The 26,470-nt window shown below is 44.5% G+C and carries 25 protein-coding genes; 4 read left to right on the top strand and 21 right to left on the bottom strand.

Annotation, left to right across the window (positions count from 1 at the left end):
* Window positions 1–33: 33 nt before the first annotated feature.
* The 6 genes from CO692_RS09565 to CO692_RS09540 all read right to left on the bottom strand — a co-directional run bounded on the left by CO692_RS09565 (window position 34) and on the right by CO692_RS09540 (window position 3,540).
* The gene (locus tag CO692_RS09565) at window positions 34–600 is read right to left on the bottom strand and encodes a nucleotidyltransferase family protein (protein WP_096742120.1); all 567 of its coding nucleotides are present in this window, start codon (window positions 598–600) and stop codon (window positions 34–36) included.
* Between the two features lie 30 nt (window positions 601–630).
* A complete protein-coding gene (locus CO692_RS09560; protein WP_096742119.1) occupies window positions 631–1,380 on the bottom strand; it encodes a 3-oxoacyl-ACP reductase in 750 nt (249 codons plus the stop codon).
* Complete coding sequence (locus CO692_RS09555) at window positions 1,377–1,598, bottom strand: DUF2829 domain-containing protein (RefSeq protein WP_005227147.1); 222 nt, start codon at window positions 1,596–1,598, stop codon at window positions 1,377–1,379. Before CO692_RS09555 ends, CO692_RS09560 begins: the two co-directional genes overlap by 4 nt.
* 84 nt (window positions 1,599–1,682) lie before the next feature.
* Window positions 1,683–2,576, bottom strand: coding sequence for a metallophosphoesterase (locus tag CO692_RS09550; protein WP_096742118.1), 894 nt, complete (start codon window positions 2,574–2,576; stop codon window positions 1,683–1,685).
* Between the two features lies 1 nt (window position 2,577).
* Window positions 2,578–2,955, bottom strand: coding sequence for an iron-sulfur cluster biosynthesis family protein (locus CO692_RS09545; protein ID WP_096742117.1), 378 nt, complete (start codon window positions 2,953–2,955; stop codon window positions 2,578–2,580).
* Window positions 2,956–2,970: 15 nt separating this feature from the next.
* A complete protein-coding gene (locus tag CO692_RS09540) occupies window positions 2,971–3,540 on the bottom strand; it encodes a GNAT family N-acetyltransferase (RefSeq protein ID WP_005227144.1) in 570 nt (189 codons plus the stop codon).
* A 107-nt stretch (window positions 3,541–3,647) separates the two neighbouring features.
* Here CO692_RS09540 and CO692_RS09535 point away from each other — a divergent pair, with 107 nt between their 5' ends.
* Together CO692_RS09535 and CO692_RS09530 are read left to right on the top strand one after the other, a co-directional pair.
* A complete protein-coding gene (locus CO692_RS09535; protein ID WP_096742116.1) occupies window positions 3,648–4,100 on the top strand; it encodes a YueI family protein in 453 nt (150 codons plus the stop codon).
* Window positions 4,101–4,114: 14 nt separating this feature from the next.
* Window positions 4,115–4,534, top strand: a complete 420-nt coding sequence (locus CO692_RS09530) for a hypothetical protein (protein WP_005227142.1) — start codon at window positions 4,115–4,117, stop codon at window positions 4,532–4,534.
* A gap of 70 nt (window positions 4,535–4,604) precedes the next feature.
* On the opposite strand, the gene gshAB is transcribed toward CO692_RS09530, so the two are convergent.
* Window positions 4,605–6,869 (bottom strand): bifunctional glutamate--cysteine ligase GshA/glutathione synthetase GshB, encoded by a 2,265-nt coding sequence (gshAB, locus tag CO692_RS09525; RefSeq protein ID WP_096742115.1) that lies wholly within the window; start codon window positions 6,867–6,869, stop codon window positions 4,605–4,607.
* Window positions 6,870–7,115: 246 nt separating this feature from the next.
* Between gshAB and CO692_RS09515 the strand changes: the two genes are divergently transcribed.
* Window positions 7,116–7,484, top strand: coding sequence for a BlaI/MecI/CopY family transcriptional regulator (locus tag CO692_RS09515; protein WP_077453891.1), 369 nt, complete (start codon window positions 7,116–7,118; stop codon window positions 7,482–7,484).
* A gap of 282 nt (window positions 7,485–7,766) precedes the next feature.
* Here CO692_RS09515 and ftsY read toward each other — a convergent pair whose 3' ends face one another.
* The 14 genes from ftsY to CO692_RS09440 all read right to left on the bottom strand — a co-directional run bounded on the left by ftsY (window position 7,767) and on the right by CO692_RS09440 (window position 26,009).
* Complete coding sequence (gene ftsY, locus CO692_RS09510) at window positions 7,767–9,059, bottom strand: signal recognition particle-docking protein FtsY (RefSeq protein ID WP_096742114.1); 1,293 nt, start codon at window positions 9,057–9,059, stop codon at window positions 7,767–7,769.
* Window position 9,060: 1 nt separating this feature from the next.
* Window positions 9,061–9,879 carry a Cof-type HAD-IIB family hydrolase gene (locus CO692_RS09505; RefSeq protein ID WP_005227138.1) on the bottom strand — a complete coding sequence of 273 codons (819 nt, stop codon included), beginning with the start codon at window positions 9,877–9,879 and terminating at the stop codon, window positions 9,061–9,063.
* A 12-nt stretch (window positions 9,880–9,891) separates the two neighbouring features.
* Window positions 9,892–13,470 carry a chromosome segregation protein SMC gene (gene smc, locus CO692_RS09500; RefSeq protein WP_096742113.1) on the bottom strand — a complete coding sequence of 1,193 codons (3,579 nt, stop codon included), beginning with the start codon at window positions 13,468–13,470 and terminating at the stop codon, window positions 9,892–9,894.
* A gap of 15 nt (window positions 13,471–13,485) precedes the next feature.
* Window positions 13,486–14,178 (bottom strand): ribonuclease III, encoded by a 693-nt coding sequence (rnc, locus tag CO692_RS09495; protein ID WP_005227136.1) that lies wholly within the window; start codon window positions 14,176–14,178, stop codon window positions 13,486–13,488.
* A 213-nt stretch (window positions 14,179–14,391) separates the two neighbouring features.
* Window positions 14,392–16,176, bottom strand: a complete 1,785-nt coding sequence (locus tag CO692_RS09485; RefSeq protein ID WP_096742111.1) for an oligopeptide ABC transporter substrate-binding protein — start codon at window positions 16,174–16,176, stop codon at window positions 14,392–14,394.
* A 16-nt stretch (window positions 16,177–16,192) separates the two neighbouring features.
* On the bottom strand, window positions 16,193–17,062 hold the full coding sequence (locus CO692_RS09480) for an ABC transporter permease (protein ID WP_153883525.1): 870 nt from the start codon (window positions 17,060–17,062) through the stop codon (window positions 16,193–16,195).
* A 63-nt stretch (window positions 17,063–17,125) separates the two neighbouring features.
* Window positions 17,126–18,082 carry an oligopeptide ABC transporter permease gene (gene opp4B, locus CO692_RS09475; protein WP_086293775.1) on the bottom strand — a complete coding sequence of 319 codons (957 nt, stop codon included), beginning with the start codon at window positions 18,080–18,082 and terminating at the stop codon, window positions 17,126–17,128.
* Window positions 18,082–19,026 carry an ABC transporter ATP-binding protein gene (locus CO692_RS09470; RefSeq protein ID WP_077453896.1) on the bottom strand — a complete coding sequence of 315 codons (945 nt, stop codon included), beginning with the start codon at window positions 19,024–19,026 and terminating at the stop codon, window positions 18,082–18,084. Before CO692_RS09470 ends, opp4B begins: the two co-directional genes overlap by 1 nt.
* Window positions 19,027–20,034, bottom strand: coding sequence for an ABC transporter ATP-binding protein (locus CO692_RS09465; RefSeq protein ID WP_086293773.1), 1,008 nt, complete (start codon window positions 20,032–20,034; stop codon window positions 19,027–19,029).
* 323 nt (window positions 20,035–20,357) lie between these two features.
* Window positions 20,358–20,600: an acyl carrier protein gene (acpP, locus tag CO692_RS09460; RefSeq protein WP_005227129.1), complete on the bottom strand. Its 243-nt coding sequence runs from the start codon at window positions 20,598–20,600 to the stop codon at window positions 20,358–20,360.
* Window positions 20,601–20,710: 110 nt separating this feature from the next.
* On the bottom strand, window positions 20,711–21,730 hold the full coding sequence (gene plsX / locus CO692_RS09455) for a phosphate acyltransferase PlsX (protein ID WP_077453897.1): 1,020 nt from the start codon (window positions 21,728–21,730) through the stop codon (window positions 20,711–20,713).
* A 45-nt stretch (window positions 21,731–21,775) separates the two neighbouring features.
* A complete protein-coding gene (gene recG, locus CO692_RS09450) occupies window positions 21,776–23,806 on the bottom strand; it encodes an ATP-dependent DNA helicase RecG (RefSeq protein ID WP_015508817.1) in 2,031 nt (676 codons plus the stop codon).
* A 111-nt stretch (window positions 23,807–23,917) separates the two neighbouring features.
* Entirely contained in the window at window positions 23,918–25,600 is a 1,683-nt protein-coding gene (locus tag CO692_RS09445; protein ID WP_005227126.1) for a DAK2 domain-containing protein, read from the bottom strand.
* Between the two features lie 46 nt (window positions 25,601–25,646).
* On the bottom strand, window positions 25,647–26,009 hold the full coding sequence (locus CO692_RS09440) for an Asp23/Gls24 family envelope stress response protein (RefSeq protein ID WP_005227125.1): 363 nt from the start codon (window positions 26,007–26,009) through the stop codon (window positions 25,647–25,649).
* A 266-nt stretch (window positions 26,010–26,275) separates the two neighbouring features.
* Here CO692_RS09440 and rpmB point away from each other — a divergent pair, with 266 nt between their 5' ends.
* Window positions 26,276–26,464, top strand: coding sequence for a 50S ribosomal protein L28 (gene rpmB, locus CO692_RS09430; protein ID WP_003128045.1), 189 nt, complete (start codon window positions 26,276–26,278; stop codon window positions 26,462–26,464).
* The last annotated feature ends 6 nt before the right edge of the window (window positions 26,465–26,470 follow it).

The raw sequence follows: 26,470 nt of genomic DNA, 5'->3' as shown, positions 1-26,470 counted from the left end.
TTGGAAATCGCCGCATCACGCGAGTGTTCTTTTTTAGTTGTCGATCTCTTCAATCGACAACTGCGGCCAAATTTTCTGCCACTGCTTGATCGCTTGGCGTTGTCGGTAAACCGCAAGGTACTGTTCATTTTGGGCGAAATGCGGTGTTGGCCGCACCCGAAAACTGCAAACATCCTGCCAACCAAAAGGCGCCATCAATTCAAGCTTGCCTTGATTCATTCGTGCCGCCACCGCTGTACAACGCTCTGGAAATTTCGTTAAAGCATCGAAGGTACTTGTATAAGGCGGCTCCTCGGCAAAATTGTGCTGGTGCATCACCGCTTGATTTCGAACCTCCCAAGGAAATTCAGGAAACGAACGGCGCAGTTGCGCTTCGATCGCTGCTGTTTCTTCTAGGCTTACAGTCGGATCATAAAACACGACATCAATATCCGTTAGCGGCACCTCCGCTATTTTTCCACTGAGAAAACCCCATAAATAATTCCGCAGGTACCCAGCACAGAGCCAGCAATCCGGCAGCTGCAGCGCTTCAATGATCGTAAGCAGTTGTCGACATTCACGATTTTTTGCAAGCAAGTGCTGGATCGCTTGTTCCTTCATTGGCGTCCTCCTCTAATGGGTTCAGGCTAGTTATTTCAAGGTCCAACCACCGTCGATGGACACGATCGCCCCCTGCAAGTAACTAGCTTGCGGACTGGCAAGAAAAAGGGTCAGTGCTGCAACTTCTTCTGGTTGCGCCCAACGCTTGACTGGCGTCTCTTCTGCCACCCATTGCGCCATTTTCCCGTCACCCGCAAAATCAGCCGCATTCATCGGCGTTTGAATCGCACCGGGCGCGATGCCCTTCACCGAGATCCCTTGATCTGCAACATCCAATGCCAACTGTTTGGTAAACCCGACGATCGCGTGTTTTGCGGTTGTATAGGCGATCCCGCCCCCACCTGCGACCATTCCAGCGATCGATGCCATATTGATGATCGTTCCGCCGCCATTGGCTTGCATCAGCGGCAAAATTTCTTTCGTTAAATAAAACATGCTGGAGACATTGGTTTGAAATATCTCCTCCCACTCCATTGAGGTCGTCTCAGCGATCGTATGATAGTCGTCAAGCTTTCCTGCTGTATTTAACAAGACCGTGATACCGCCAAAGTGCGTCACACAAGCTTGGACCGCTGCAAGACAATTTTCTTTCACCGCTAAGTCACAACATGTGCCGAAAAAGCGGGGCTGGGCTAAAAGCGAATCAGGAAACGATTGGCAGTCAACCCCAAATACTTGAGCGCCTTCTGCAAGAAACGCCTCTGCTTGCGCTTTGCCGATACCTGAAGCAGCGCCTGTGACAAACACAATCGTTTTGTCATCGATCCACGGTGCTGTCATTCCACGATTTTCCAATCTTCCGCAAGAATGTCGCAAACAGTCGGTGCGAAACTCGAGAATCCCTCATCTGCTGTTTTGATCAAAAAGTAAGGGGTGACTGGTGCATTGTCGTACACTTCGCCTTCAACGAATGTCACATAAAGTTCAAAGCCACCCCAACCTTCGCGAATGATTTTTTTGCCGGCTTTTAATTCTGGTAAGATTTCTTCAAATGTCATGATTTTTCTCCTTTGTGTGTTTCTTTTGTGTTTTAAATTGCGTGGGAATTCAATTACGAAAACAAGCAGGACTCGTTTGCTGCGCTAATACGGCAGCAGTGTGATCGCTTGCGCCAATTCCTCTACAAGATGCGCCGTTTTATAGTCCTCAAATGCCTCATGATGGTTTCGCAGCAGCGTCCGAACTTTCGTTGGCGAATATGCTTCTGCTAAGTGATTTTCCAAAACGAAGCGTTGGGTCAACTGCCATTCATAATAGTAGCCGAAGGGGCGGCAATAGTAGCTGGTTCCCGCAAGTTCTTTTTTCTCAAAGCGTCGATGGGTATGCCCAAAGACGACTGCCCGCACATTGGCGTACTGGTCGATCACTGCGCCAAAATCAGGCGACCCCAAAAACGCATTTAGGTGGTTCCAGCGGGCGTACTTGCCGGTCTGCCGCACAATAAACGCTTCTTGAGGCACAAAATGGGTAGAAAGAAGAATTTCTTGGTCTTGCGGCAAATGGGCCAATGTTTCCGCTAAACGCTCATTGATGGCTTGGCTGATTTCCTTATCCGATCCCTTTCGTTGAATCATGCGGTCATACCAAAACAAATTTTTCAGCCGCAAGATCTCAGCTTCACTGGTCAAATCAGAATATTGGTAGTCATACCAGCCATTGATTCCCAACAGCAGTGTTTTTTCTGATAAGCGATACGTCTGAAAATTAAGAAAGGCGGGATCATCGAAAGCCTCGATCTCTTGTTCCGTCAAGTCCACCATTTCATGATTGCCCCAGTGAAAGGTCGTTGGCACCTGTCGACTTTGAAAAAATGCGACCACGTCTAATAGCCGTTGCTTTTTATTCGCCACATCTCCTGCCAGATGCAGATGGGTCACCTGATTTTGCTGCAAATAATCAGCGATCAGCTGCAGATGGGGATCAAATAATTGGTTGATATCGACGTGCAAGTCGCTAATAACCGCCAGCGTGCCCATCTCAGCGGCCCGCCGTCTGCTTTTCGATCCGTAACAATTGGACATCGTTAGCTAAGATCCCGCTATTTCCCACCAATTGCAACCGTTGATAGGTCGATTCCACCTGCATCCGAGTCTGTTCTTCTAAATACACCTGAGCCCCTTGCTTCAACCAAATCGTGCCTAAGGGTGTCGTTAAAGGGGTGTCGTAGATCGCCAATCCTTCTTCTGGATAGCTTTGCGGCACGATGATCAGGCGAAAATGGATGTCCAAACGGCAGGTGATCTCCGTTGCAGGAAACGGACCAACGCCGTCTTCAAAATCCAAGTAGAGACGATCATCTGGCTGCACATAAGGGGTTATTTTTTCAATTGCTGCTGGCTCAATGTTCAGTTCCATGACGAGAGCCCTCCTTTACATGATACGTTTTTTCCATTCCTCAAGGGTGATGCCACGCGTGACTTCATCGATGATTTCTTCACCCGATTTGCGGGCAGCTGGGATCGTTGCTTCCAATTTCATCCCAATTTTCTCCATGACCCGTCCAGACTTGGGATTTCGGGCATCATGTCGAGCAAAAATTCGAATCAATTCGAGTGTTTCAAAACCGAAATGCAGCAGTGCCATTGCCGCTTCTGGCATAATCCCTTGCCCCCAATAATCGCGACTCAATGTATAACCGAGCTCAGCGATCTCTTTTTCTGATTCTACCCGCAAATCGATGGTCCCGATCATTTTTCCTGAGTCTTTTTCTTCGATCGCAAATTTTCCTAAGGGTGCAGCAACAAAATACTCGGCGATGCGCAGTTTTGTTTCTTCAACCGACCCATGTCTAGCAAAGACGAAGGTCGTCGTTTCTTCATCATTTGCATAGGCAAACATGTCCGCTGCATCCGCCAAGGAAACAGGACGCAAGAGCAGCCTCGGTGTCTCCAACCGCTGATTTTCTGCTAACAATAGCAAATGTCGTTCTTTTGTTGTCATAGGATCCCTACTTTCTGTCAATACTCTCTCACGATCGCACCCCTCTTTTGCTATTTACTGGATATGCTATAATAAGCATAAGTAAACGCTTTGAGGAGGATACTTCAATGTCAGACGAATTAGAAAAACGCCTTGATACAGGAATGTATGGGACGCCTCGCGTCAACCCAGATGAACAGCGCAAGTATTTAGGCACGTTTCGTGAACGGTGTTATCTTAGTATGACAGTAACAGAAATGAAGAAGAAGGACAACCAGAAAACGCTCTTGAACGCCTTACCAGATTATCGAGGAGCGCTCGTGCTGCTTAATGGAAAATTGCCAGAATCGATCCAGACCGATTACATCACTTTACTGACCAAGCAACAGATGGAATTTCGGATCGTCTCCGATGCCCAAGATGCCGGTCCAGACAGTATCGGCTTGCTGATTGCTGGGAAAGAAGCCGTCAATGAAGACGTCATCGATATCGAAAAAAAATTCCCTGCAGCTGCCGCTCCATCGGATAAAGAGCAGGAACAACCAGAGAAAACGTCATTTTGGAAACGTCTTTTCCATTAAAAGGAGGAACTATCATGGAACAATCAACACCGCCCTACCTTTCATTAAAGAAAGAACTGCTTGATGCTTTGGATCTGCATATCGATTTGTTAAAAACGGCACCCACGATCGAATCCAGCCATCTAGATGGCGTATTGTTCATGATGCGCAGCTTGGGTTTTATGCTGGATCGCGCTCCGAAAGTACTCCTGCTGGAGGATAAGAATGAAATGAACTTTATGATGTTTCAATATTATAGCCTCCTGTCGGAACTGAAGTACAATCTGGTTTTAAACTTTCCCTACGCCTCGATTCAAGGCGTACCGTTATTAACCTTGATCCAACGTTTTCCTACCACGTATGAAAAAGAAATGAAACAATGGTGGGAAGCCCGAACGGGTCTCAAGGTGGAAGAAACAAAACAAACGATTGAGATCGCTGCTTTTGAATCCTAATAAAAAAACTGCACACTTTGAAAGGAACTCTCCTTCCAAAGTGTGCAGTTCTTTGCTTTTTGTACTTCCATCAGCTCTCGAAGACTTCAGGGAACAACAGGCGTAAAACAGACATAGTTAAGCGTCGGCCTTTCCCGCTGTATGGATAAACGTGCATATGCATCGCTGGGTTGAAATTGGCTTCAATGATTCCATAAGCCCCCGGTTCATTGGCTGGCTTGGTTTTATCTGGAATAATCAGATCGATTCCGCTGATAGATGCTTGTAATGCGGCTACCGCATCGACTGCTACTTGTTTGTAATCATCGTTGAAGTCATCCGTCACATCGATAGAATCACCGCCAGTACTGATATTCGAGTTTTCTCGCAAATAAACGATCTGCCCCTCTTCGGGTACTGAATCCACTTGATACCCTTGCTCTTTTAACATCAGTTGTTCCAGTTCCCCTAATTGGATCAGTTCTAATGGGGTCCGATGATGGGTGCCGCGCAATGGATCAAGATTTTTCTCTGCGACGAGTTCCGTGATCGTGCGCTTGCCGTCACCCACGACATTGGCAGGGATACGTAGTAAAATCGCATCGACTCGCCCATCGATCACGAAGAACCGATATTCCGTCCCTGACAAAAAAGTCTCAACGAGGATCGAATCATCTTCCGCAAAGGCAATGGCGATCGCCGCTTGATAATCCGCTAAAGAGGCACCTTCTTTGAAAATCGAGATACCGATCCCATAGTTGGTGGTTTTCGGTTTTACCACAAACCCGCTGTGGGCAATCTGAGGATAAAACGCGATCGCTTCTTCTGCCGAAGCGAACTCAGCGCCACTTGGTACATGAAAGCCATTTTCGGCTAAGATTTTTTTAGTGACCGTTTTATTCGCCATGATCAATGGGACGATGTACTGATCCTTACTGGTCATATTGGCATTTTTAACATATTCGATGTGGTCTTTCACGGCTAATTTCAAGAATTGATCCGTTTCATCCAGTACCGTCACTTCGATTCCTTTTTGGATCGCATCGAACAAGAGAATCTGGGTCGACAATTCCATTGCTCGAAAGCCAGCTAATTGATACGGTTTTTCCCAAGCAGCTTGATGATACTTTTGTCCCAGCAATGTTGCTGTCTGCGCTTGACTGGTTGCTTGACTTGCTGAGAAAAGACGTCCCGCGAAGGTTCTTTCTGGTTCAGCCAGTATTTCTGAGAGCTGATCCAAAAATGGTGGATGCGGCAGCTCAAGGGCTTGGGCAAAGTCCATCATTTCAGTAATCAGCGCTTGCGCTTCTTGCTGATAAGTCAAAGGTGCAAGCGGATGTTCTAATGCGACCTGATCATTTCTCTGATTGCCCTCTTCGATCCACGCATCCGCATCGCTGCCTTCTTCTTTTGTACTTAAAAACAATAAGAAGAAATGCAAGAATGCGACTTGCCCTTTGGAAATCCCATAGCGGGCAAAGGGATCGATGTCAATATTTCTTAACTCAATATAACGGATACCCGCTGAGGCTAAATCTGCGACCCGTTTTCCCCCACGTAGACGCACTGGCGCATAAAATTCTTTTTCTTCTGAAAGCTTTCCCGTCTCCACTAATTTGGCAATATCTGCAAGATAGGTCTCTAACGAAGCGTAAGATACCTTGACGTCTTCGTGATTCGTGTACCCATAGCGGCTATTGCGAATACTACGGACTGGTTCTTGCGGTCCGTTTTCTGTCGTAAAATAATTGGCTTCTGAAGCAGGAGTCGCCCCAAAGAAATACGTCAAAAACCAGCGATAGTGCAAATAATTGCGAGTTACTTTCAAATAAAGTGCCGTTTTAAACGTCTGGAAGCTTTCCTTCGTTTCAGACAAAGCATACAGCTGCTGCAAAAAGTCTTCCGCAAATTCGAAATTGAAATGAATCCCACTGACCATTTGCTTGCGGCGACCATATGTTTTGGCTAAATAGCGGCGGTAGAGCACATCTTCAAATTGGTCTAATTTAGCAATGACGATGTCTTCTTCTTTTTCTGGTAAAGCCGGTGGCATACTCAATGGCCAGAGCATTTCTTCTGCTGACATCGAACGATACGCTACATCATGAATAGCCCCTAAAAAACGGAACAATTCATCCACGGAATCAGCGACGGGCGTAATCAGTTCCAGTTGGTTTTCGGAAAAATCCGTTTGGATATACGGATGGAAGCGCCGATTGCCTAATGTTTTAGGATGATCGGTACCTGCAAACGTCCCATCGAGCCGCACCCGCTGCGCTTCACGCTCAATCCCGTAGCGTCCTTTCAATAAATAGGGAAAAAGCTCTTTATGTGATAATAATGTTTTTATTTTCATTCGACTGCCCTCTATGTTCTTCTACTAAATTTTTTCTCAAATGCTATTTCTTTCCATCTATTATAGTGAAAACTGGTGAAAAATGCAGAAATTTGCTCCTCACTTGTAATATCTCTTACTAAAATTACCAAGAATTTATAAAATACTTGAATAAATTTGATATTTACCTTCAAAATAAAGTATACTGCTTATAGAACAGTAAATTATTATGTCCATATTACTCTTTTTTGAAAGGAAGAATAGTGAATGAAGCCACTTAATCTTACCAAACGCGAACGTCAAATCATGAATATCTTTTGGAATTCAGACAAACCTCTTTCTGCAAATGACATTGCTGTCCAACAGCAAGATCTAAGCAAGAATACCATTCAAGCAGTCGTACGTAAACTAAAAAACCACGACTTATTGAAAGTAGCAGATATCGGCTACAGCGGTACTGTTTTGACTCGGTTGTATTCTCCGAATGTGACCCAAGAAGACTTCTTAGCAGCAGAGTTGTCTGATCAATCGTTATTGAATTTGATTACGAACTTTATCGAAACCAATAAAGATATCGATACGTTGAACAACTTAGAAAAAATGATCATCGAGCGCCAAGGGGAGCTAAAAAAATAATTTTTTGTAGCTGAGCTTTTCATTTTATTCTATCTGATACTTCCCAGACTTTAGAAGAACGAAAAATGTTAGCCACTCAAAAAAAATCGTTTTATGCTTTAAGGCAAATTCGTACATCGCTGTATCCGTATTTGACCTAGCTAAACATTGTAACCTTTCCGCCCCAGATTGATCGGCAATAGCTGAACGGCAACTCGTTTGTTATTGCCTTCATTTGAAATAAAAGCAACAATAAAGGAGAGCCATGTGCAGGTATTTTACCTGACACAGGGCTCTTCTTTTTTATTCCTTGATCAAGCCTTTGAATAAGCCGACAACAAATTCATTTGGATCAAATGGCTCTAAATCATTGATGCCTTCTCCAAGTCCCACTAATTTGACTGGCAGCCGTAGCTCGTTACGGATCGCCAAGACGATCCCCCCTTTGGCTGTTCCATCAAGTTTCGTTAAGACGAGACCAGAAACATCCGTCGTTTCCTTAAATTGTTTTGCTTGATTCATGGCGTTTTGACCCGTTGTTGCATCCAACACAAGCAGGACTTCATGAGGGGCCGTTGGGTCCACTCGCTGAATGATCCGTTTGATTTTTTCTAATTCGTTCATCAAATTGACTTTGTTTTGCAAACGACCAGCTGTATCTACTAATAAAACGTCAGCATTTTCTCGTTTTGCGCGCTCCATCGCATCAAACACGACCGCTGCTGGATCGCCTCCGGCATTGCCACGAACGACTTCAACACCAGCCCGTTCACCCCAGACCACTAATTGATCGATGGCACCGGCACGGAAAGTATCCGCTGCAGCCAATAAGACTTTCTTGCCTTCGGCTTTGAATTGGTGGGCTAATTTCCCGATACTGGTGGTTTTTCCAACACCGTTCACGCCAACAAATAAAATGACGGTCAACCACGGCTGCATATTCAATTCGTTGACTTCACCGACACCCGCTTCCCCATACAGGTCAACTAATTTCTCGATGATGACATTTTGGACATCCGCTGTTTTCTTTACATTACGTAGTTTGACTTCTTGTCTCAATGCATCCGCGATCTTCATCGCCGCATCAAAGCCAACATCTGCACCGATCAACGTTTCTTCCACTTCTTCGAAGAAGTCTTCGTCCACCGTACGGAAATTGGCGAACAATTCGTTCATCCGTTGCCCAAAGGTTTTTCGTGATTTCGTCAATCCTTTGGTGTATTTGTCCTGCACACTTTCCGTCTCTGGCGCTGGTTGAAGGATTGGTTCAGAAGCTGGTGCATCCTCTGATGGTGTGTTCTCGGTCACTTCTACTGGAACACTTGGTGCTTCTTCTCCTTTATTCGCTACCGTTGCTTCTTGCTGTGGGGACGCTTCGGCAGTTTCTTGCTCTGCCTTCAAATCACTGGCGTCGGCGGCATCTGTAGGTGCCACTGCTTCGGAAGCTTCTTGTTCAGCAGGTGTTTGTGCTGGCTGGCTTTCTTCTGAAGGCTGATTCTCTGGTGAATCAGCATCAACGACTGGTTTGTCGGCTTCTTGCTCTACTTCTTTGGTTTCTCCAATCAGCGCTTTTTTGATTTTGTCAAAAAATCCCATCTTACGCACCTCCTTTTAAGACATATTCTTCAATCACTGCTGCCACACCGTCTTCTTGGTTTGAAACGGTGACAACGTCAGCCGCTTCTTTAATGATTGGCACGGCATTGGCCATCGCTACGCCAATCCCTGCATAGCGAATCATTGGCAAGTCATTTTCTTCATCACCGATCGCCATCACTTCTTCTTGCTTGATCCCTAAATCTTGCGCCAATAGGCTGATGCCATAGGCTTTGGTGATTCCTTTAGGCATAAATTCCAACAGGTTATTCCGGCTTTTGATGATTTCATATTTCTCGCGGATCTCTGAGGAAATCTCAGGGATCTTAGGATCCAAGACTTCCTGATGGTAGGCGATCACCGCTTTATTATAGAGCATCGATTCATCCAGATCAGCTACGGCAAAAGGACGACAATCCAATAAAGGGTTCAACGAGCCATAAATCGATGGATGCGCTGCTGAAGTCGGTAAACTCAAGACGATCTCTTCTGATACCACGTCTAGTGGCAAATTCAAGTCTTCCGCCACTGAAACCAATTCATGGATATCTGCCAGCTGCATCGCTGCTTTTTCAATGATCTCGCCAGTCTCATTTTTTTGAACCAAACCGCCGTTAAAGGTGATGCTATAGTCGCCGGGTTCTTTCAGCGATAATTCTTCTAAATAGGGACGGATCGCCCGCAATGGACGTCCTGTACAAATGACGATTTTTACGCCTTGTGCTTTGGCACGAGCAAGTACCTCTTTGTTGCGAGGAGTCACTTCTTTTTTGTCATTCAATAACGTTCCGTCTAAATCGATCGCAATCAGTTTAATCATATCATTCCTCCTCTATGCTTGATCTGCTGCAAAACTACCGCCTTCACGCACTTCTTCTAAGCGTACGGACACGGTCTTCGACACTCCAGATTCTTGCATGGTCACACCATACAACACATCTGCTGCCTCCATCGTTCCTTTGCGGTGAGTTACGACGATAAACTGCGTATCATTTTGGAAAGCACTCAAGTAATGACCGAAACGAGAGACATTGGCTTCATCCAATGCTGCTTCCACTTCGTCAAGCACACAAAACGGTACTGGACGAACTTGAATAATGGAAAACAATAACGCAATCGCAGTCAGCGCCCGCTCGCCCCCTGATAGCAAGCTGAGGTTTTGCAATTTCTTGCCCGGCGGTTGGGCTTCGATCTCGATCCCAGTGTTCAATAAATCTTTCGGATCTGTTAAAACTAATTCCGCATGACCGCCGCCAAACATATTAGGAAATACTTGTTTGAATTGCAGACGGATCGCATCGAAGACTTCGCCAAAACGGGTTTTGACTTCTTCATCCATTTCAGACATCGTATCAAACAGCTGTGCTTTAGCCGACAGCAGATCATCTCGCTGACTCGTTAAGAACAAATGCCGTTGATTGACTTGTTCATATTGTTCGATCGCATTTAAATTGACTGGACCAATTTGCTCGATCGCATGTTTTAGTTCCTGAATGTCGACTTTGGCTTGTTCTGCATCCTCGATTTCAGGGAAATCTTGCGCTGCCTTTTCAAAGGTGAGATTGTATTCTTCTTGTAAATACAACAAACGATTATCCATCACCAATTCTGCGCGATTTTTTTCGATCTCAACTTCGGTTTTTTCTGACAGCTTTTCTTTTTGCGTTAAGTTTTCAGCACTCAGGGCTTCGTCTAATGCGCCGATTTCTTGTTGAACGACTTGACGTTGTTCCCGAATCACCGTCAATTCCGCTATTACCTGCTGCTTGGTGGTTGTGAAGGCCTCAATTCGCTGAAGAATGCTTTCTTCTGAAAACTCATGATCGCTGACGTTGCTTGTCAAGGCAGCTAACTGCCGTTCTAAGGATTGTTGACGCGCTTCGTTTTCTTCCAATGCTTGATTCGTAGCGGCAATTTTTTGCTGCAAATGCGCCACTTGTTCTTTTTGAACGGCGAAAGCTGCCTGCAAGCGTGCACTTTCTTGTGCTAAGGTTTGGCGTTTTTCCTCGATCAAGTCTTCTTCAGCATTCATTTGATGAATATCTTGATCGATTTTCGCCAATTGCGCCGCAATATTCTTTTGCTGTTCTTCCAAACTCGTCTTCTTCTCATCGTATTCCTCAAAGAAGGCTTGCACTTCGCGATGTTCAAAATCAAACACTTGCTGCTCTTGCTTCAAGCGGCTCAGGTCATTCTCAAGATTTTGTAAGCGGCTTTGCAGCTCATGCTCCGTCATGCGAGCCTGTTCGCCTTGCGTCCGCAATTCTTCTAGTGCTGCTTGTGCTTCTTTAGTCGCTGCTTCAAAGTGCTGGACTTGCTTTTCTGTTTTTAAAAGCCGCTCATCCAATTGCGCCGCTTGTGCCGTCAATTGTTGTAGCTCATTGTTTTGACTAAACAAACTACCGGCATTTTTCTTCGTTGCGCCACCCGTCATGGAACCACCAGCATTCATGACATCCCCTTCTAAAGAAACGACCCGATAGCTATAGTTCAATGCTCGTGCTAACGCATTAGCACTTTGCAAGTCTTCGGCAATCAAGATACTGCCTAACAAGTTATCCGTAATGGTTTGGACGTGTTCCGGCGACTGGACCAATTCGCTGGCAACGCCGATAAAGCCGGACACTTGCTTGGCTTGATTGCGGGCATAATCTGGCAAATGACGGGCTTTGATAGTCGTCAGCGGTAAGAAAGTGGCACGACCGCCGCGATTTTCTTTCAGATACGTGATGGCTGCCCGTGCATCCCGTTCATTTTCAACGACGACATGCTGTGCAGCGGCGCCTAATGCGGTCTCGATCGCCACGGTATAGTCTTGTGGCACATCGATCAACTCCGCTACTGCGCCAACGATGCCGCTGATCTGCTGTTTGTTTTTCAAAATCAAGCGAACGCCTTGATAAAAGCCGCTATAATTTTCTTGAATGTCTTGCAGACTGCGCTGTTTCGCTCGTACCTGCTGCACTTGACTCATTAACTGATACATTTTCTTTTGTTCTTCATCAAAGCGTTTTTTGTTGGTCTGAGCTTTTTCTTGAAGATGGATGTATTGCTTGCGTTGTTCTTCTAAAATCGCCTTAGCCTGCGTCAGTTGTTCTTCCACGATTTGCGCTTCCGTCGTCTTTTCTTTCAACGACGTATTCATTTGCGTCTGCTTGCTTAACGCTGTTTGATTTTTCGCGGCTTCTTGTTGGTATTGACGCTCCAAGTATTTCAATTCGTTTCCGATCGTTGCCTGCTCCTGCATGGCTTCGACATATTGGCTACGCAACTCTTCAATGATTTCTTTTGCTGAACGTTGGTACTTTTCCTGCTCTTGCTGACACGCCAGCATCGCTGCTTCAACTTCCTGCACACTACGATTCTTTTGTGAAAGCAAGCCGATCAGTTCCGTTTTTTCTTCATTTAAAAGTGTGACCCGTTCTGTGACTTCCTCTAAGGTTTCTTGGTATTCCGCAGAACTTTTTTGCGTATGTTTTGATCGCTCATCCAAGACTTCTTTTTGTCCTTCAGCTTGCTTCAGTCCTTCGGTGACCTCTAAAAGCTGCTGATTCAAACGCTCCAACGTTTCATCAAAAGCAGTACGTTGTTGCCGCAAAGAATGTAGCGACAGTTCCCCTTGATTGATCTTTTCGGAAATCTGCGCCAGTTCTTGGTTAAAGGTACTTAGTTGAGCTTTGGCTGTCTCCCACGCTTCTTTTGCTTTCGTGATCTCTAAGACTGCATAGGCCACATCAACCGTCGTCAATTTTTCTTTTAACGCTAAAAAACGGTTGGCTGCTTCACTTTGGGCTGCCAAAGGCACCAACTGATCTTCTAGTTCATAAATGATATCTTGTAGACGGCTTAAATTGTCTTCCGTTTCAAACAACTTTTGCTCAGCTTTCTTTTTCCGCTGTTTGTATTTCAATACCCCCGCCGCTTCTTCAAAAATCCCACGACGGTCTTCTGGTTTGCTGCTGAAAATTGCTTCTACCTTGCCTTGGGAAATGATCGAAAATGATTCTTTCCCCAACCCAGAGTCCATAAACAACTCTTGGATATCCTTTAAGCGGCAAGCTTGTTTATTTAAGAAAAAGTCGCTTTCGCCGGTTCTTCTCAAGCGGCGAGTCACGCTGATCTCACTGTAATCCATCGGCAAGTAATGATCGCTATTGTCTAAAACGATCGTCACTTCCGCTATATTTAGCGCTCTGCGGGTGTCAGAACCTGCAAAAATAACATCAGGCATTTTGCCACCACGTAGATTTTTGGCAGATTGTTCTCCTAAAACCCAACGAATCGCTTCGGTAATATTGCTCTTGCCGCTGCCATTTGGTCCGACGACTGCAGTCACACGATGTTCGAAATCAATGACTGTGCGGTCGGCAAAGGATTTAAAGCCGGCAATCTCTATTCGTTTTAAATACACTCCGCCAGTCCTCTCTTACTGTTCAAGATCTGCCAAGGCATTCGCCGCGGCGTCCTGTTCTGATAATTTCTTCGATTTTCCTTGTCCTTTTCCGATCAAGGTATCATCGCAATAGACTTCCGTCCAAAAAATCCGTTCATGGGCGGGGCCTGCTTCTTTGATCAAACGATAATTGATGGAAACATCGCCGCCACGCTGCAAGACTTCTTGCAAGCGGGTCTTGTGATCCATCTCATGGGAAAAAGCACCTGCTTTTACTTTTGGAAAAACAACTTTCGTTAAAAAGCCGCTGACACTTTCCAGTCCTTGATCCAAGTATAACGCACCTAAAAAGGCTTCAAATAGATCACAAAGCAAAGAAGGTCGTTTACGACCGCCAGAGTTTTCTTCCCCTTTGCCTAGACGAATGTATTCATCGAATCGGCAATCTTTGGCAAACATGGATAAACTGTCTTCGCGAACGATTGCCGCCCGTAGCTTCGTCAGCTTACCTTCGGGCAGATCTGGCAATTCACGATACAAATACCGTGAAACGATCAACTCTAAGACAGCATCGCCCAAAAACTCTAAACGTTCGTTATCTGACAAGTGCAAGTTGCGGTGCTCATTCACATAAGATGAATGCGTAAACGCTTGTTCAAGCAGATCTACATCATGGAACACAATATCAAACTTTTCTTTTAGTTCTTTCGTTAATTGTGTATTCATTTGTCACATTCCTTCATTAGTTTATCGACACTTCCCTATTATACTGGTTTTTGCCGAATTATGAAATGTTTCCTCCAAATTCTTGGAAAGACTGTAATAAAAATTTATCTACTTAATCTTCTCCTGTATAAAAAAGCCTGTTTTCCTCAGATACCCGCAAAAAAACAGAAAAAAAAGACGTCCCAGAAAGGACGTCTTTTCAACGATCATTGATTAACGAGATTCCGCTGTAACTGAAACTGTTGCCCATGTATTATGGTCTGCATCATATGCCCATGTAAAGTCTTTCACGCGGTTTGAAATTGGTAAAACTTCATTCCGATAAAGTGTTGGGATTACGAATGCTTCATCTGCAGCGTATTCTTGCCATGCATCAAATGCTTCTTTACGTTTTGTTTCGTCAAATGAATCTTTTGAATCGATTGCTTCTAATAGCTTCGTGTTTTCTTCAGATTCAAAACGAGTGTAGTTGAATGCTGAGTTTGGTCCATAAAGGCCAGTTGGAGAAGGATCTGATCCAGTTCCCCATGCACCTTGGTAAACATCAACTTCAGGATCATCATTTTTCAACTTGTCATAGAATGCTTGGAAGTCGATCAAACGACCTGTGGTGTATTGTACATCAAGTCCGATTTCATTCCATTGTTGGATGTAGTAATCTGCTAATGGTTGTGCTGTTTCGCCACCTGACATTGAAGCAAAGTTGATGGTCAATTTCTCACCATTTTTGTCTTCACGCATGCCATCACCATCAACATCTTTGTAGCCAGCATCATCAAGTAATTGATTTGCTTTGTCGATGTTTAAAGTGTAGCCTTCTACTTCGGTGTTGTGCAATGTGCCGAATACTGGTGGGATCAATGTCGTTGCATTTGTACGCAAGCCATTGTAGAAACGACTTCCGACAGCATCATTATCTAATGCATAGCCCATTGCTTGACGCAATGATTTATCCGCCATTTTTGAATCAGGATCGTAATTAACTTTTCCTTCTTCATCATTCCAAGTTCCCAATTTAAAGCCGATATAAGTATAGGCTTGTTCAGGACGACCTAAGATTTGGTAGCCATCTGTATCTTTGTATGTTGGGTACGTATCTGTTGGCATTGACAATGCAATATCATATTGTTTTGCATTCAAAGCTTCTACGATTGAAGAAGTTGGAACAGCTTTAAATGATAATTTATCCATTTTAGGAGCGCCGCCGTAGTAGTACTCATTTGGTACATACTCAACAGATTCTCCCGCAACGATATTTGACATCACGTAAGGACCAAAGACGATTGGATTTTTACGAACAGGATCGCTTGATTCCATATCTTTGACTTCAATTCCTTCAAAGGCGTGTTTTGGTAATGCTGAAGACCAAATACCGCCACCGGCTTGCATCATACCAGGGTGAACTTCTTTGTATTGAATTTTAACGACTTTGTCACTTTCTTTGGTGATACCAGAAATTGTATCAGCTTTGCCATCATGATAATCTTCCATACCAACAATGTTAGTAAAGTTATTATCGTAACGGATACCTGTATAATCTTTATGACCGATTACTTCATAAGAAAAGATCACGTCATCTGCCGTTACATCTTCACCGTCAGACCATTTCAAGTTATCACGCAATGTGATCGTTGCTGTGTTGTTTTCTTCGTCTAATTCAAGATTAGCCGCACCACCATCAACGATTCGGAAATCAGCGTCTGTTAAGAATAAACTTTCATTACTTGGTTGCATAAATTGTGCATCATAGTTATCTTGATAAAATTCTGTTTGGAACAACCCTTGGAATTGCGTATCCATCACTACTGCAACATCCAATGTTCCGCCTTCAATTGCATCCTCGTCATTCTTGACTTCTGTTGGCATTGAGCTGATATCTTCTGTTTCTGTCGCTGAATTACCGCCACCAGAAGAATCGGTTCCGCCGCCGTTGCTGCCACACGCTGCCAATGCTAACACTGACAAAAGAGTGACCATACCAAAAATATTTTTCTTCATCCTGTATCCTCCTTGTTTATCCTAGTCGTTGGCGCGCATCCGCTGAACGCTTAAATGCTTGACCAACGTAATTGATACTCAACATCAAGACTAAAATTAGAATTGATGCGGGTAACCAGATCCACTGTCTGTTGACCAGCACATCACCGCTGCTGGCATACCCGATCAGTGTCCCCAAACTTGGAACATTGGTCGGCAGACCAAAACCTAAGAATGTTAGTGTCGTTTCAATACCGATATTCGCTGCAAAGTTCATTGTTAAGTTGGTGATGATCAATGAGCTAAGGTTCGGCATGATTTCGCGGAACATGATGACAAAGTCATTGGTTCCGAGAGTTTTCGATGCACTAACATAGTCGCGACGGCCTTCTGAAAGGGTCTTACTTCGGAAGAGCCTTGCTTTTCCGACCCAGTAAAAGGCACTCATGACCCATATAAAGGTCCAAACGTTATAACGAGGTACGATCGATACGATAACGATAATGATCAGCATGATCGGTAAAATCATAACGAAGTCAACGATACGCATCAAAATATTATCAATGATACCGCCATAATAACCTGAGATGATCCCTAGTCCGACCCCAACGATCGACGTAATGATCGTGATTGAAAAACCAATCAAGATTGAGTTACGCGCACCGATGATCAATTGTCCCCAAACATCACGGCCACCTTCATCCGCCCCTAAAAGGTAGGTGCCGCCGTTTGGCGAAATCGCGCCAGGTACAGCGTATTTATCAAGGATGCTGACACGCATCACTTGTGATTGATCGATAACTGCCGAGCCGATAAACACGAATAATAAAACTGCGACTAACAAAACTAATGAAAAGATCGCCATTTTATCTTTTAAGAATTCGCGAAAAATCATTTTCAATCCCATAGGCGGGATGCTCTCTTGTTTTAGTACTTTTTCTTTCTTTTCAGACACATTTATCCCCTCCTATTACTGGATTCTGATTCTTGGATCGACAATACTCATGATGATATCTGACAGTAGCGTACCGATCAAGGTCGCTAGTCCTAAGATCAATGTTAGTGAAGTGATCACGGCATAGTCCCGTTGGACGATACTATCGATAAACAGTTTTCCGACACCTGGGTAGGCGAAGATTTTCTCAATGACCACAGAACCTGCGATCAATGACGTGATCTCGTAGCCCATTTGTGATGCGATCGGCAACGATGCATTCCGGAAAACGTGACGTGAGAAGACTTTATTCGTTGGTACCCCTTTTGAACGAGCGGTACGAACGAAATCCAATGATTTCGAATCAATGACTTCACTTCGCAAGTATTGGATCGTCACTGCTGTTCCTAATAATGCAGAAGTGATTGCCGGTAATAGTAGGTGATACAAACGACTCCAAAACTCAGCCATGCCGCTGACCCCCGGTGCAACGGAACCACCCGTTGGGAACCAAGCCAATCGGTAACCGAAGATGAACAATGCGATCAACGCAAAGATAAACAACGGTACGGCGAAACTGAAGAAGTTGTAAACAACGACGACTTTATCAAGCAATGAATTTTGGTAACGTCCTGCCCACATCCCTAAAGGAATGGCAATCACGTAAGTCAAAATGACCGTCAATAAAGATAACCACAATGTATTGCTGATACGTCCTGCTAATAATGTTGAAACAGGCAATTTATAGATAAAGCTTTGTCCAAAGTCCCCTTTTAAGGCATTTCCGATCCAACGGAAATACTGGGTATACCATGGGTCATTCAAACCAGCGGCTTCACGCATCCGCTCAATAACAGCTGGATCTTGGTTTGGATTGATCAAACCAGTAAATGGATCCCCAGGCATTGCTTGTGCGATCAAGAAAATCAAGATACTCAAAATAATGACTTGCGGGATCATCAACAACAAACGACGTAGAATTGTTTTCCACATTATTCAGCACCCCCGTTTTTCAATGCGACTTGGTGCGACTCGGTGATTTTACGCAAGTCATACACTCTGCCAGATTCGTCGTAGTAATCTTTTTGATGGGTCACATATTCCAACTCGACCTTGCGACGGTTTTCTTTGTGAGCATCGCGATTTTTTACGTCGATTTGAGGAATCGCTGATAATAAACGTTTTGTATAGATGTGACGCGGGTCTTGGTAGATGTCTTCCCGTGTCCCGATCTCAACGAAGCGGCCTTTGTACATGATGGCGATATTGTCGCACATGTGTTTTACGACCCCTAAGTCATGAGAGATAAATAAGAAACTTAAGCCAAATTCTTGCTGGATCCGTTTCATAAAGTTCAGTACCTGCGCTTGAACGGATAAGTCAAGGGCTGAAACCGGCTCATCGGCAACGATCAGTTTTGGATTGGATGCTACCGCGCGGGCAACCCCTAACCGCTGACGTTGTCCACCAGAGAACTCGTGAGGATATTTGTATAGGGCATCTTCTGGCATCCCAACGATATCCAACAAACTTTTCACACGTGTTTTCTCTTCTTGATCGCTTAAGCGTTCAAAGTTGCGCAATGGTTCTGCGATAATGTCTACCACGCGTTTTTTAGGATTCAAGCTAGACATTGAATCTTGGAAAATCATTTGGACATCTTTGTTGTAGTTCATTTTTTTGCGGACGGAACGTTTGGTCACGTCTTGCCCATCATAAATGATTTCGCCACTGGTGATTTTTTCTAACCCAACGATGGCTTTACCCGTCGTGGATTTACCAGAACCAGACTCACCAACCAATCCGTAGGTTTTTCCTTTTTCTATGATGAAGTCCACACCGTCAACGGCATACACATGGTCCGTGACACGGTTGAAGAATCCGCTGCGAATAGGATAGTGGACTTTCAGATCTTTGATTGTAATTAATTCTGTCATCTACACTTCTCCTTCTTCGTCTCTAAAATGAAAATGCTTGTAGCATGTGCAACGGACCAAATGATCAGGTGCTACTTCATGCAAGACTGGGTTTGCTTCGTGGTCGCTTTCAGCGATCCAAGGAATCCGTGCGGCAAACCGACAACCGGTCCGAGGCATATTTTTCAAGGAAGGAACCACGCCCTCGATCACATGCAGTTCACTGTCTTGTGAGTTTTCTTGAGGGATCGAGTTAAGCAGTGAGCGGGTGTATGGATGTTTCGGATTGGCAAACAACTCTTCGGCTGTTGCGACTTCCACAAACTGTCCCCCGTACATTACGGCTACTCGGTCGGCCATCTCTGCTACGACACCTAAATCGTGGGTGATCAAAATGATCCCCGTTTGCGTTTCTTCTTGCAAATCTTTTAGTAGATCAAGGATCTGTGCTTGGATCGTCACGTCCAACGCGGTCGTTGGTTCATCGGCAATAATGATTGGTGGTTTACAAGCAATCGCGATCGCAATGATGACCCGCTGACGCATCCCACCTGACAATTCATGAGGGTATTGACGTCCTACTCGCGGTGGATTCGGGATCCCAACTTGTTCTAATAATTCTAATGCCCGTGCTTGGCGCTGTTCGGCATTCATATCTGTATGATAAGACAAGCCTTCTTTGATTTGGTCTTCGATCCGCATCAACGGATTCAGTGCAGACAACGGATCTTGGAAAATCATCCCAATATCATTTCCGCGAATTTTGTTGTATAACGTTTCGTTTAAGTTTGACAAGTTTAAATCTTTATATAAGATTTCTCCAGTGATTTTCGTGTTGTTTGGATCATGTAGCCCCATGATCGTTGTAGCTAACGTACTTTTTCCGCAACCAGATTCTCCTACGATTGCTAAGATCTCATTACGATCCAGTGTAAAAGAAATACCATCTACTGCGTCATAGTAATCGTCTTTGATACGAAAACCTGTGTGAAGGTTTTGAACATCTAGTAATTGATTATCTCTGGACAATCGAATACCCCTCTCTACTTTCTAAGATGTCTTGCGTTTTAATGTAAAAAAAGAAGGAACATGCATTTCATTTCCAAAAGCTTTCTTAACATTGTATAATATATTCTTAATAATTATATAGAAATGCTAACAATAATGCAAGTCCCAGAAAACTTAAAACACTGAATTTTCAGAAAATTTACATTACGCTTCCAACGCCGCTATGTCAGGTTTAACCATCGTTTTTTAGATTGCATTTTTGAAGAAAAGCCGCCCAAATCACGGCGGATCAATTATGAGAAAGAAAGAGCTAAGTCATCTAGGACTTAGCTCTTATGTCTGTCTTAAGCAAGATGGCTTGAAATATAATCAACCGCTCCACCGACTGTTTCGATCTGCTCGGCATCTTCATCAGAAATCTCTGTACCAAATTCATCTTCTAGTTCAAGGACGAATTCCATCACACTGATCGAATCAGCGTTCAAGTCGTCTTTAATGCTCATCGTATCCGTTACGTTCTCTGCGTCAATTTCAAAATGATTGGCGATCACGACCGCAACTTTCTTGAATACTTCATCTCGTGTCAACTGGCTTCACCTCCACGCGTTTGCACAAAACATAGAATGGCTAACAAACATTGTACTGCTTTCTATGCTTTTTGTCTAGATATTTTTGCAATTTCATTACAATGATTGCATTATGATTGCGTTTCGTCTTTTGCAGTCGGCATTTCTTCAAAGTGGGCGACTAATTGGGCCACAACATCTGTTGCTAGCATCGTATGGATCTGCTTGATGGTGTACGCTACCGCTTCTGGTCCTGTCGCCCCATGGGTTTTGATGACTGGTGCTTTCAAACCAAATAATACGGCCCCGCCATGTTTCGCATAATCCATCTCATTTTTTACTTTTCGCAACGCATCCTTCAGTAACAACGCCCCTAATTTCCCTTTGGTACCTGAATCAAGAATCGATTGCTTCAACAACGCCATTAAGTTCAAGGCAGTTCCTTCGATCGATTTCAAAACAGCATTTCCAGTAAAGCCATCTGTCACGACGACGTCAGCTGCACCATCCAATAATTCCCGAGCCTCGACATTACCGATAAAATGGATCGTAGGGTCTTGCGAAAGCAGTTCAAAGGCTTTTTTCGTCAATTCGCTGCCTTTGGTTTCTTCCGTTCCGTTATTTAACAAGCCGACCCTTGGTCGATTGATCCCGCGAACTTTTTGGGCATAAAAGGACCCTAAGACGGCATAGTTTGCCAAATGTTCTGGTTTATTGTCGGCATTAGCGCCTAGATCCAGCATGTCAAAGCCAGCATCTTTGCCGATCACTGGCATTGTGGACATCAATCCGGGACGGTCGATCCCTTTGATCCGACCAACGATGAACAACCCGGCCGCTAATAAAGCACCGGTATTTCCGGCTGAAAAAATCGCATCTGCTTCGCCATTTTTCACTGCTTGTGCCGCTAAGACCATTGAGGCCGTTTTTTTTCGTCTGATTGCTTTAACAGGTTCATCATCACTATTGATTTTTTCATCTGTGTGGATAATAGTGACATTTTTATCATCCGTCATGTATTTTTTGATTTCATTTTCTTTTCCGTAAAGGAGGAATTCAATCTCTGGAAAATCTTTTTTCGCCAGCATAACCCCTTCTACGATCGCTTTTGGGGCGTTGTCTCCGCCCATTGCATCAACAGCAATCCGCATCTCGCTGCCACTCCCTTCATTTTCCCAATCAGTATAGCATATTCTTTAATCAAAAAATTGTTTGTCTGCTTTTTTTGCTGCTAAATAGTTCGCCAATGCCGAAAATTCTGGCAACAGCTGCCAGCCATTTTTTTGCCAAAGCTGGGCAGCTTCGACTTGTGCCACTTCTAGAATATGGGCATCTGCGACCAAATCGGCAGCCGCAAACTCTGGCAAGCCCGATTGTCGATTGCCGAAGACTTCTCCTGGTCCTCGCAACTGCAAATCTTTTTCGCTGACTACAAAGCCGTTGGTGGTTTCTGTCATGATCTTCATTCGCTCGACCCCTGTCTCATTCTTCGGGTTTGCGATCAATATACAGTAAGAAGCATCGGCACCGCGCCCTACCCGTCCACGCAATTGATGAAGCTGGGCTAACCCGAAGCGATCGGCGTCAATGATCAGCATCACTGTCGCATTGGGGACATTGACCCCTACTTCGATGACCGTCGTGGAAACCAAGATCTGCAGTTGATTTTCTTTGAAAGCTTCCATGATGCTGTCTTTTTCTTGATTCTTCATTTTCCCATGCAGCATTCCCACTTGATAAGTAGGAGAAAAGTAACTTTGCAGCTGCTCATAAATCTCCGTGGCATTCTTGACATCCAGCATTTCGGATTCTTCGATCAAAGGACAGATGACATACATCTGATGCCCTTGTGCCAATTCTTTTTGCGCCCACTCTAAGATCGATTCAAACTGCGGTGGCCGGACCCAGCGAGTCTCTACAGGAATCCGTCCTGCCGGCATCTCATCGATCACCGAAACATCCATTTCGCCATAAGCCGTGATCGCTAGCGTACGAGGGATCGGCGTGGCGGTCATAAAGAGTACATCAGGCAGATAGCCTTTTTCCCTTAAGACTTTTCGCTGATTGACCCCGAAACGGTGTTGTTCATCGGTGATGACTAAGCCAAGATGTGCAAAGTCTACCCCTTCTTGGATCAGCGCATGGGTCCCAACGATGATGTCGATCTCCCCAGCTGCTAATTGTTCTAAGATGACCCGCCGTTCTTTTGGTTTGGTCGAGCCTGTTAAAAGAGCGGTGGTCACTTCTAAGGGGTCAAAGAGTTGATTCAAGCTCTCTAGATGCTGTTGGGCCAAAATCTCAGTCGGCACCATCAGCGCGCCTTGAAAGCCAGCCGTCATCGTGGCATAAAGGGCGATCGCCGCCACGACTGTTTTTCCGCTTCCTACATCTCCTTGCAAGAGTCGCTGCATGTGCTGCGGACTTTTCAGGTCATGGCAGATTTCATTGGTCACGCGCTTTTGCGCATTCGTCAATTCAAAGGGCAGTTTACGAGTAAACTCTTTCAAGCGTTGCACATCATAATCGATCGCCAAGCCGTTTTTCTCGGCTTTTTCGCTTTTCTTCAGTCCTTGGATCTGCATTTGGAACAAAAAGAACTCTTCAAAAATCACCCGACGCTTCGCTTGATGACTCTCTTGGGGATCTTTAGGAAAGTGCATCGCAAACATCGCGGATTTCCGATCCAACAAGCGATATTTTTCAATCAATGACAAAGGCAAGATCTCTGTGATCTGATCACCAAAATCAAGGAATGCCTGTTTGATCAGTTCGATCAACACACTTTGACGCACGGCTTTATTGACATGATAAATGGGGGCAAAGTCTTCTGCGCTCTTGCTGCCGAGAATTTTCATCCCCGTCAATCCTTTGCGTTTGGCGTCCCATTTGCCATAGACGGCGATCTCTTCTGAAACCTCTACTTTATCCTTCAAATAAGGCTGATTGAAAAAGGAGACATTAAAGACATCGTGGTCTTGCATCATGCGAAATTGCAACCGACTTTTCTTATAGCCAAAGCGATTGACGACCGGCGGGGAAACGACGATCCCCTTGATCGTTACTTTTTCTTGGTCTTGAATCTCCGCTAATTGCCGTTCTTGAATGTCTTCATAACGAAACGGATAATACTTCAGCAGGTCTTCAATGGTTTCGATCCCTAAACTCGCCAAGTCTTGGGCGCGTTTTTCTCCGACACCCTTTAATACCGTAAGTGGCTGATTCAGCATAGGTACCCTCCTTTTCCAAAGTGATTTTATTTATTGCAGAGATTCCTGCATTCATAGAAAAAGACGGAGCCAAAAATCATCTACGATTTTTGCCCCCGCCGCCTAATTTGTTTATTCTGCTGAGAAAAGATACGGATAAACTGGCTGATCGCCTTGATGGATCTCTACTTCGATCTCAGGATGCAGTTCAACGATCGCTTCTTCGATTTTCGCTGCTTCTTTGGCTTTGCCTTCTTCACCGATAATGATGGTGACGATCTCAGTATCTTCTGTGATCATTTTTTCTAAGGTAGTCATGGAAGCAGAGAAACGATCAGGAACAGAAACAACGATTTTGCCGTCGACCATTCCTAAGAAGTCGCCTTCTGTGATTTCGATGCCATCAATTGATGTATTACGGATCGCATGAGTCACTGATCCGCTGACAACACTTGCTAAAACATCGGTCATAGCTTGCTGATTTTCAGCTAGTGTGGATTGCTCGTGGAATGCCAGCATCGCTGTCATCCCTTGTGAGATCGTCCGTGTTTCAACAACCGCTACTGGAATCTCGGAAACTTCCGCTGCTTGCTGCGCAGCCATAAAGATGTTTTTGTTATTTGGTAGAACGATCACTTGGTCGGCATTAACTTCATTGATCGCCAACAAAATGTCTTCCGTACTTGGGTTCATCGTTTGGCCGCCACTGATGACATATGAAGCACCCAGGCTAGTGAACAATTCTTTCAAGCCTTCGCCAGCCGCGATCGCGATGATCGCAAATGGTGTCCGTGGACGTTTCACTGGTGCAGGTTTTGCACCTTGCTGGTCGTGTTCCAAAATCGTTTCATGCTGAAGACGCATGTTGTCAACTTTGATTTTCACCAATGAGCCGAATTTTTGACCATAATTCATGACTTCGCCAGGATGTTCCGTATGGACATGGACTTTGATGATCTCATCGTCGTTGACCACTAATAAGGAATCCCCTAATTCATTTAAGTAATTACGGAATGTTTCATAATCAAATTCACTATCTACAGTCGGACCTTCACCGATCTTCACCATGATTTCTGTACAGTAACCAAAGGTGATATCTTCTGTCGCTAAGTGTCCTTGAACGCTGCGATGATGTTCGGCATTGACCATTTCATCCATAGCCGCTGGGGAAGGTTCGAAGATTTCATCGGCTGGGTATTCACCCGTCAACGCATTTAAGAAGCCTTCATAAATGAACAACAATCCTTGACCGCCGCTATCCACCACGCCGACTTCTTTTAAGACGGGCAATAGATCTGGGGTTTTCGCCAATGAACGTTTTGCACCGTGAACCACGGCTTTCATCACTTCGATACAATCATCGGTAGTTTGTGCTTTTTTCTCGCCATATTCAGCTGCGATGCGTGCCACAGTCAAGATGGTTCCTTCCACAGGTTTCATGACTGCTTTATAGGCGGTTTCTACTCCATGAGTAAAGGCTTGAGCCAATTCTGGTGCAGTGAGTGTTTCTGCGGTTGGGATAGCTTTAGAAAAACCGCGGAATAATTGAGATAAAATGACGCCAGAATTCCCACGTGCGCCCATCAATAGTCCTTTTGAAAGTGTAGCGGCAAGATCGCCGACGTTTTCTGAAGTCGCATCTGCGACCGCTTTTGCTCCACTGGTCATGGATAGATTCATGTTTGTCCCAGTGTCTCCATCTGGAACAGGAAACACATTCAATGAGTTGACAAACTCTGCATTAACTTGTAGACGAGCCGCGCCTGCCTGCACCATTTCTTGAAACTGACTTGCGCTGATATTCGTTACCTTCACTTAGATAGTCCTCCTTAAAATCATCCGCCATGAACGGATCCCTTGCCTAATCTGGCAGTACACGTACGCCTTGAACAAATACATTTACCGAGTTCGCAGATACACCTAGCATCGTTTCTAAGTTGTATTTCACTTTTTCCTGCACGTTGCGGGAAACTTCGGAAATCTTTGTTCCATAGCTGACGATCGTGTATACATCCACTGCAATGCCGTTTTCTTCTTGGCGGACAACGACACCGCGAGAATAATTTTCTTTTCGTAAAATTTCATTGATGTTATCTTTGATTTGTTTCTTGCTAGCCATACCAACAATGCCGAACACATCTGTTGCTGCGCCTCCGACCACTGTTGCAATGACTTCATTGCTGATTTCAATAATACCTGATGAGGTTTGAATTTTTACAGCCATTTTATAGCCTCCTTCAATGGGCATGACCCATCTTTCTTCTTACATATTTTATCATAGCTGTACCGCAAATAAAAGGATGAGACATATGAAAAGGGGCTTTCTGACCAAACGTCTTGCATTTCGACCTTGTTTAATTTACAATGTTTACCGGGAAAAGTCAATGTTTCTTGAAAATTACTCTTGCTTTTTTCACCTTTCTGTGATAAATTCAGATGGTATGAGCTGAAATAGCGCTCCAACATCAAGGCAAAGGAGGAAATAACCACATGGCTAAAGTTTGTTACTTTACTGGACGTAAAACTACAAGTGGAAACAATCGTTCTCACGCAATGAATGCGACAAAACGTACTGTGAAACCTAACTTGCAAAAAGTTCGCGTTATGATTGACGGAAAACCTAAAAAAGTTTGGGTGTCAACTCGTGCTTTGAAATCTGGAAAAGTTGAGCGCGTATAATTAGAC

Origin of the sequence: Enterococcus sp. FDAARGOS_375 (genome assembly GCF_002393265.1) — a bacterium.
Lineage (GTDB): Bacteria > Bacillota > Bacilli > Lactobacillales > Enterococcaceae > Enterococcus_D > Enterococcus_D innesii.
Note: the sequence above shows the minus strand (reverse complement) of the source record. Positions and strands in the feature narration are given on the sequence as shown.

Coding starts and splice junctions, on each gene's coding strand:
- CO692_RS09565 (WP_096742120.1), bottom strand. CDS start 600: ATGAAGGAACAAGCGATCCAGCACTTGCTTGCAAAAAATCGTGAATGT.
- CO692_RS09560 (WP_096742119.1), bottom strand. CDS start 1,380: ATGACAGCACCGTGGATCGATGACAAAACGATTGTGTTTGTCACAGGC.
- CO692_RS09555 (WP_005227147.1), bottom strand. CDS start 1,598: ATGACATTTGAAGAAATCTTACCAGAATTAAAAGCCGGCAAAAAAATC.
- CO692_RS09550 (WP_096742118.1), bottom strand. CDS start 2,576: ATGGGCACGCTGGCGGTTATTAGCGACTTGCACGTCGATATCAACCAA.
- CO692_RS09545 (WP_096742117.1), bottom strand. CDS start 2,955: ATGGAACTGAACATTGAGCCAGCAGCAATTGAAAAAATAACCCCTTAT.
- CO692_RS09540 (WP_005227144.1), bottom strand. CDS start 3,540: ATGACAACAAAAGAACGACATTTGCTATTGTTAGCAGAAAATCAGCGG.
- CO692_RS09535 (WP_096742116.1), top strand. CDS start 3,648: ATGTCAGACGAATTAGAAAAACGCCTTGATACAGGAATGTATGGGACG.
- CO692_RS09530 (WP_005227142.1), top strand. CDS start 4,115: ATGGAACAATCAACACCGCCCTACCTTTCATTAAAGAAAGAACTGCTT.
- gshAB (WP_096742115.1), bottom strand. CDS start 6,869: ATGAAAATAAAAACATTATTATCACATAAAGAGCTTTTTCCCTATTTA.
- CO692_RS09515 (WP_077453891.1), top strand. CDS start 7,116: ATGAAGCCACTTAATCTTACCAAACGCGAACGTCAAATCATGAATATC.
- ftsY (WP_096742114.1), bottom strand. CDS start 9,059: ATGGGATTTTTTGACAAAATCAAAAAAGCGCTGATTGGAGAAACCAAA.
- CO692_RS09505 (WP_005227138.1), bottom strand. CDS start 9,879: ATGATTAAACTGATTGCGATCGATTTAGACGGAACGTTATTGAATGAC.
- rnc (WP_005227136.1), bottom strand. CDS start 14,178: ATGAATACACAATTAACGAAAGAACTAAAAGAAAAGTTTGATATTGTG.
- CO692_RS09485 (WP_096742111.1), bottom strand. CDS start 16,176: ATGAAGAAAAATATTTTTGGTATGGTCACTCTTTTGTCAGTGTTAGCA.
- CO692_RS09480 (WP_153883525.1), bottom strand. CDS start 17,062: ATGGGATTGAAAATGATTTTTCGCGAATTCTTAAAAGATAAAATGGCG.
- opp4B (WP_086293775.1), bottom strand. CDS start 18,082: ATGTGGAAAACAATTCTACGTCGTTTGTTGTTGATGATCCCGCAAGTC.
- CO692_RS09470 (WP_077453896.1), bottom strand. CDS start 19,026: ATGACAGAATTAATTACAATCAAAGATCTGAAAGTCCACTATCCTATT.
- plsX (WP_077453897.1), bottom strand. CDS start 21,730: ATGCGGATTGCTGTTGATGCAATGGGCGGAGACAACGCCCCAAAAGCG.
- recG (WP_015508817.1), bottom strand. CDS start 23,806: ATGCTGAATCAGCCACTTACGGTATTAAAGGGTGTCGGAGAAAAACGC.
- CO692_RS09440 (WP_005227125.1), bottom strand. CDS start 26,009: ATGGCTGTAAAAATTCAAACCTCATCAGGTATTATTGAAATCAGCAAT.
- rpmB (WP_003128045.1), top strand. CDS start 26,276: ATGGCTAAAGTTTGTTACTTTACTGGACGTAAAACTACAAGTGGAAAC.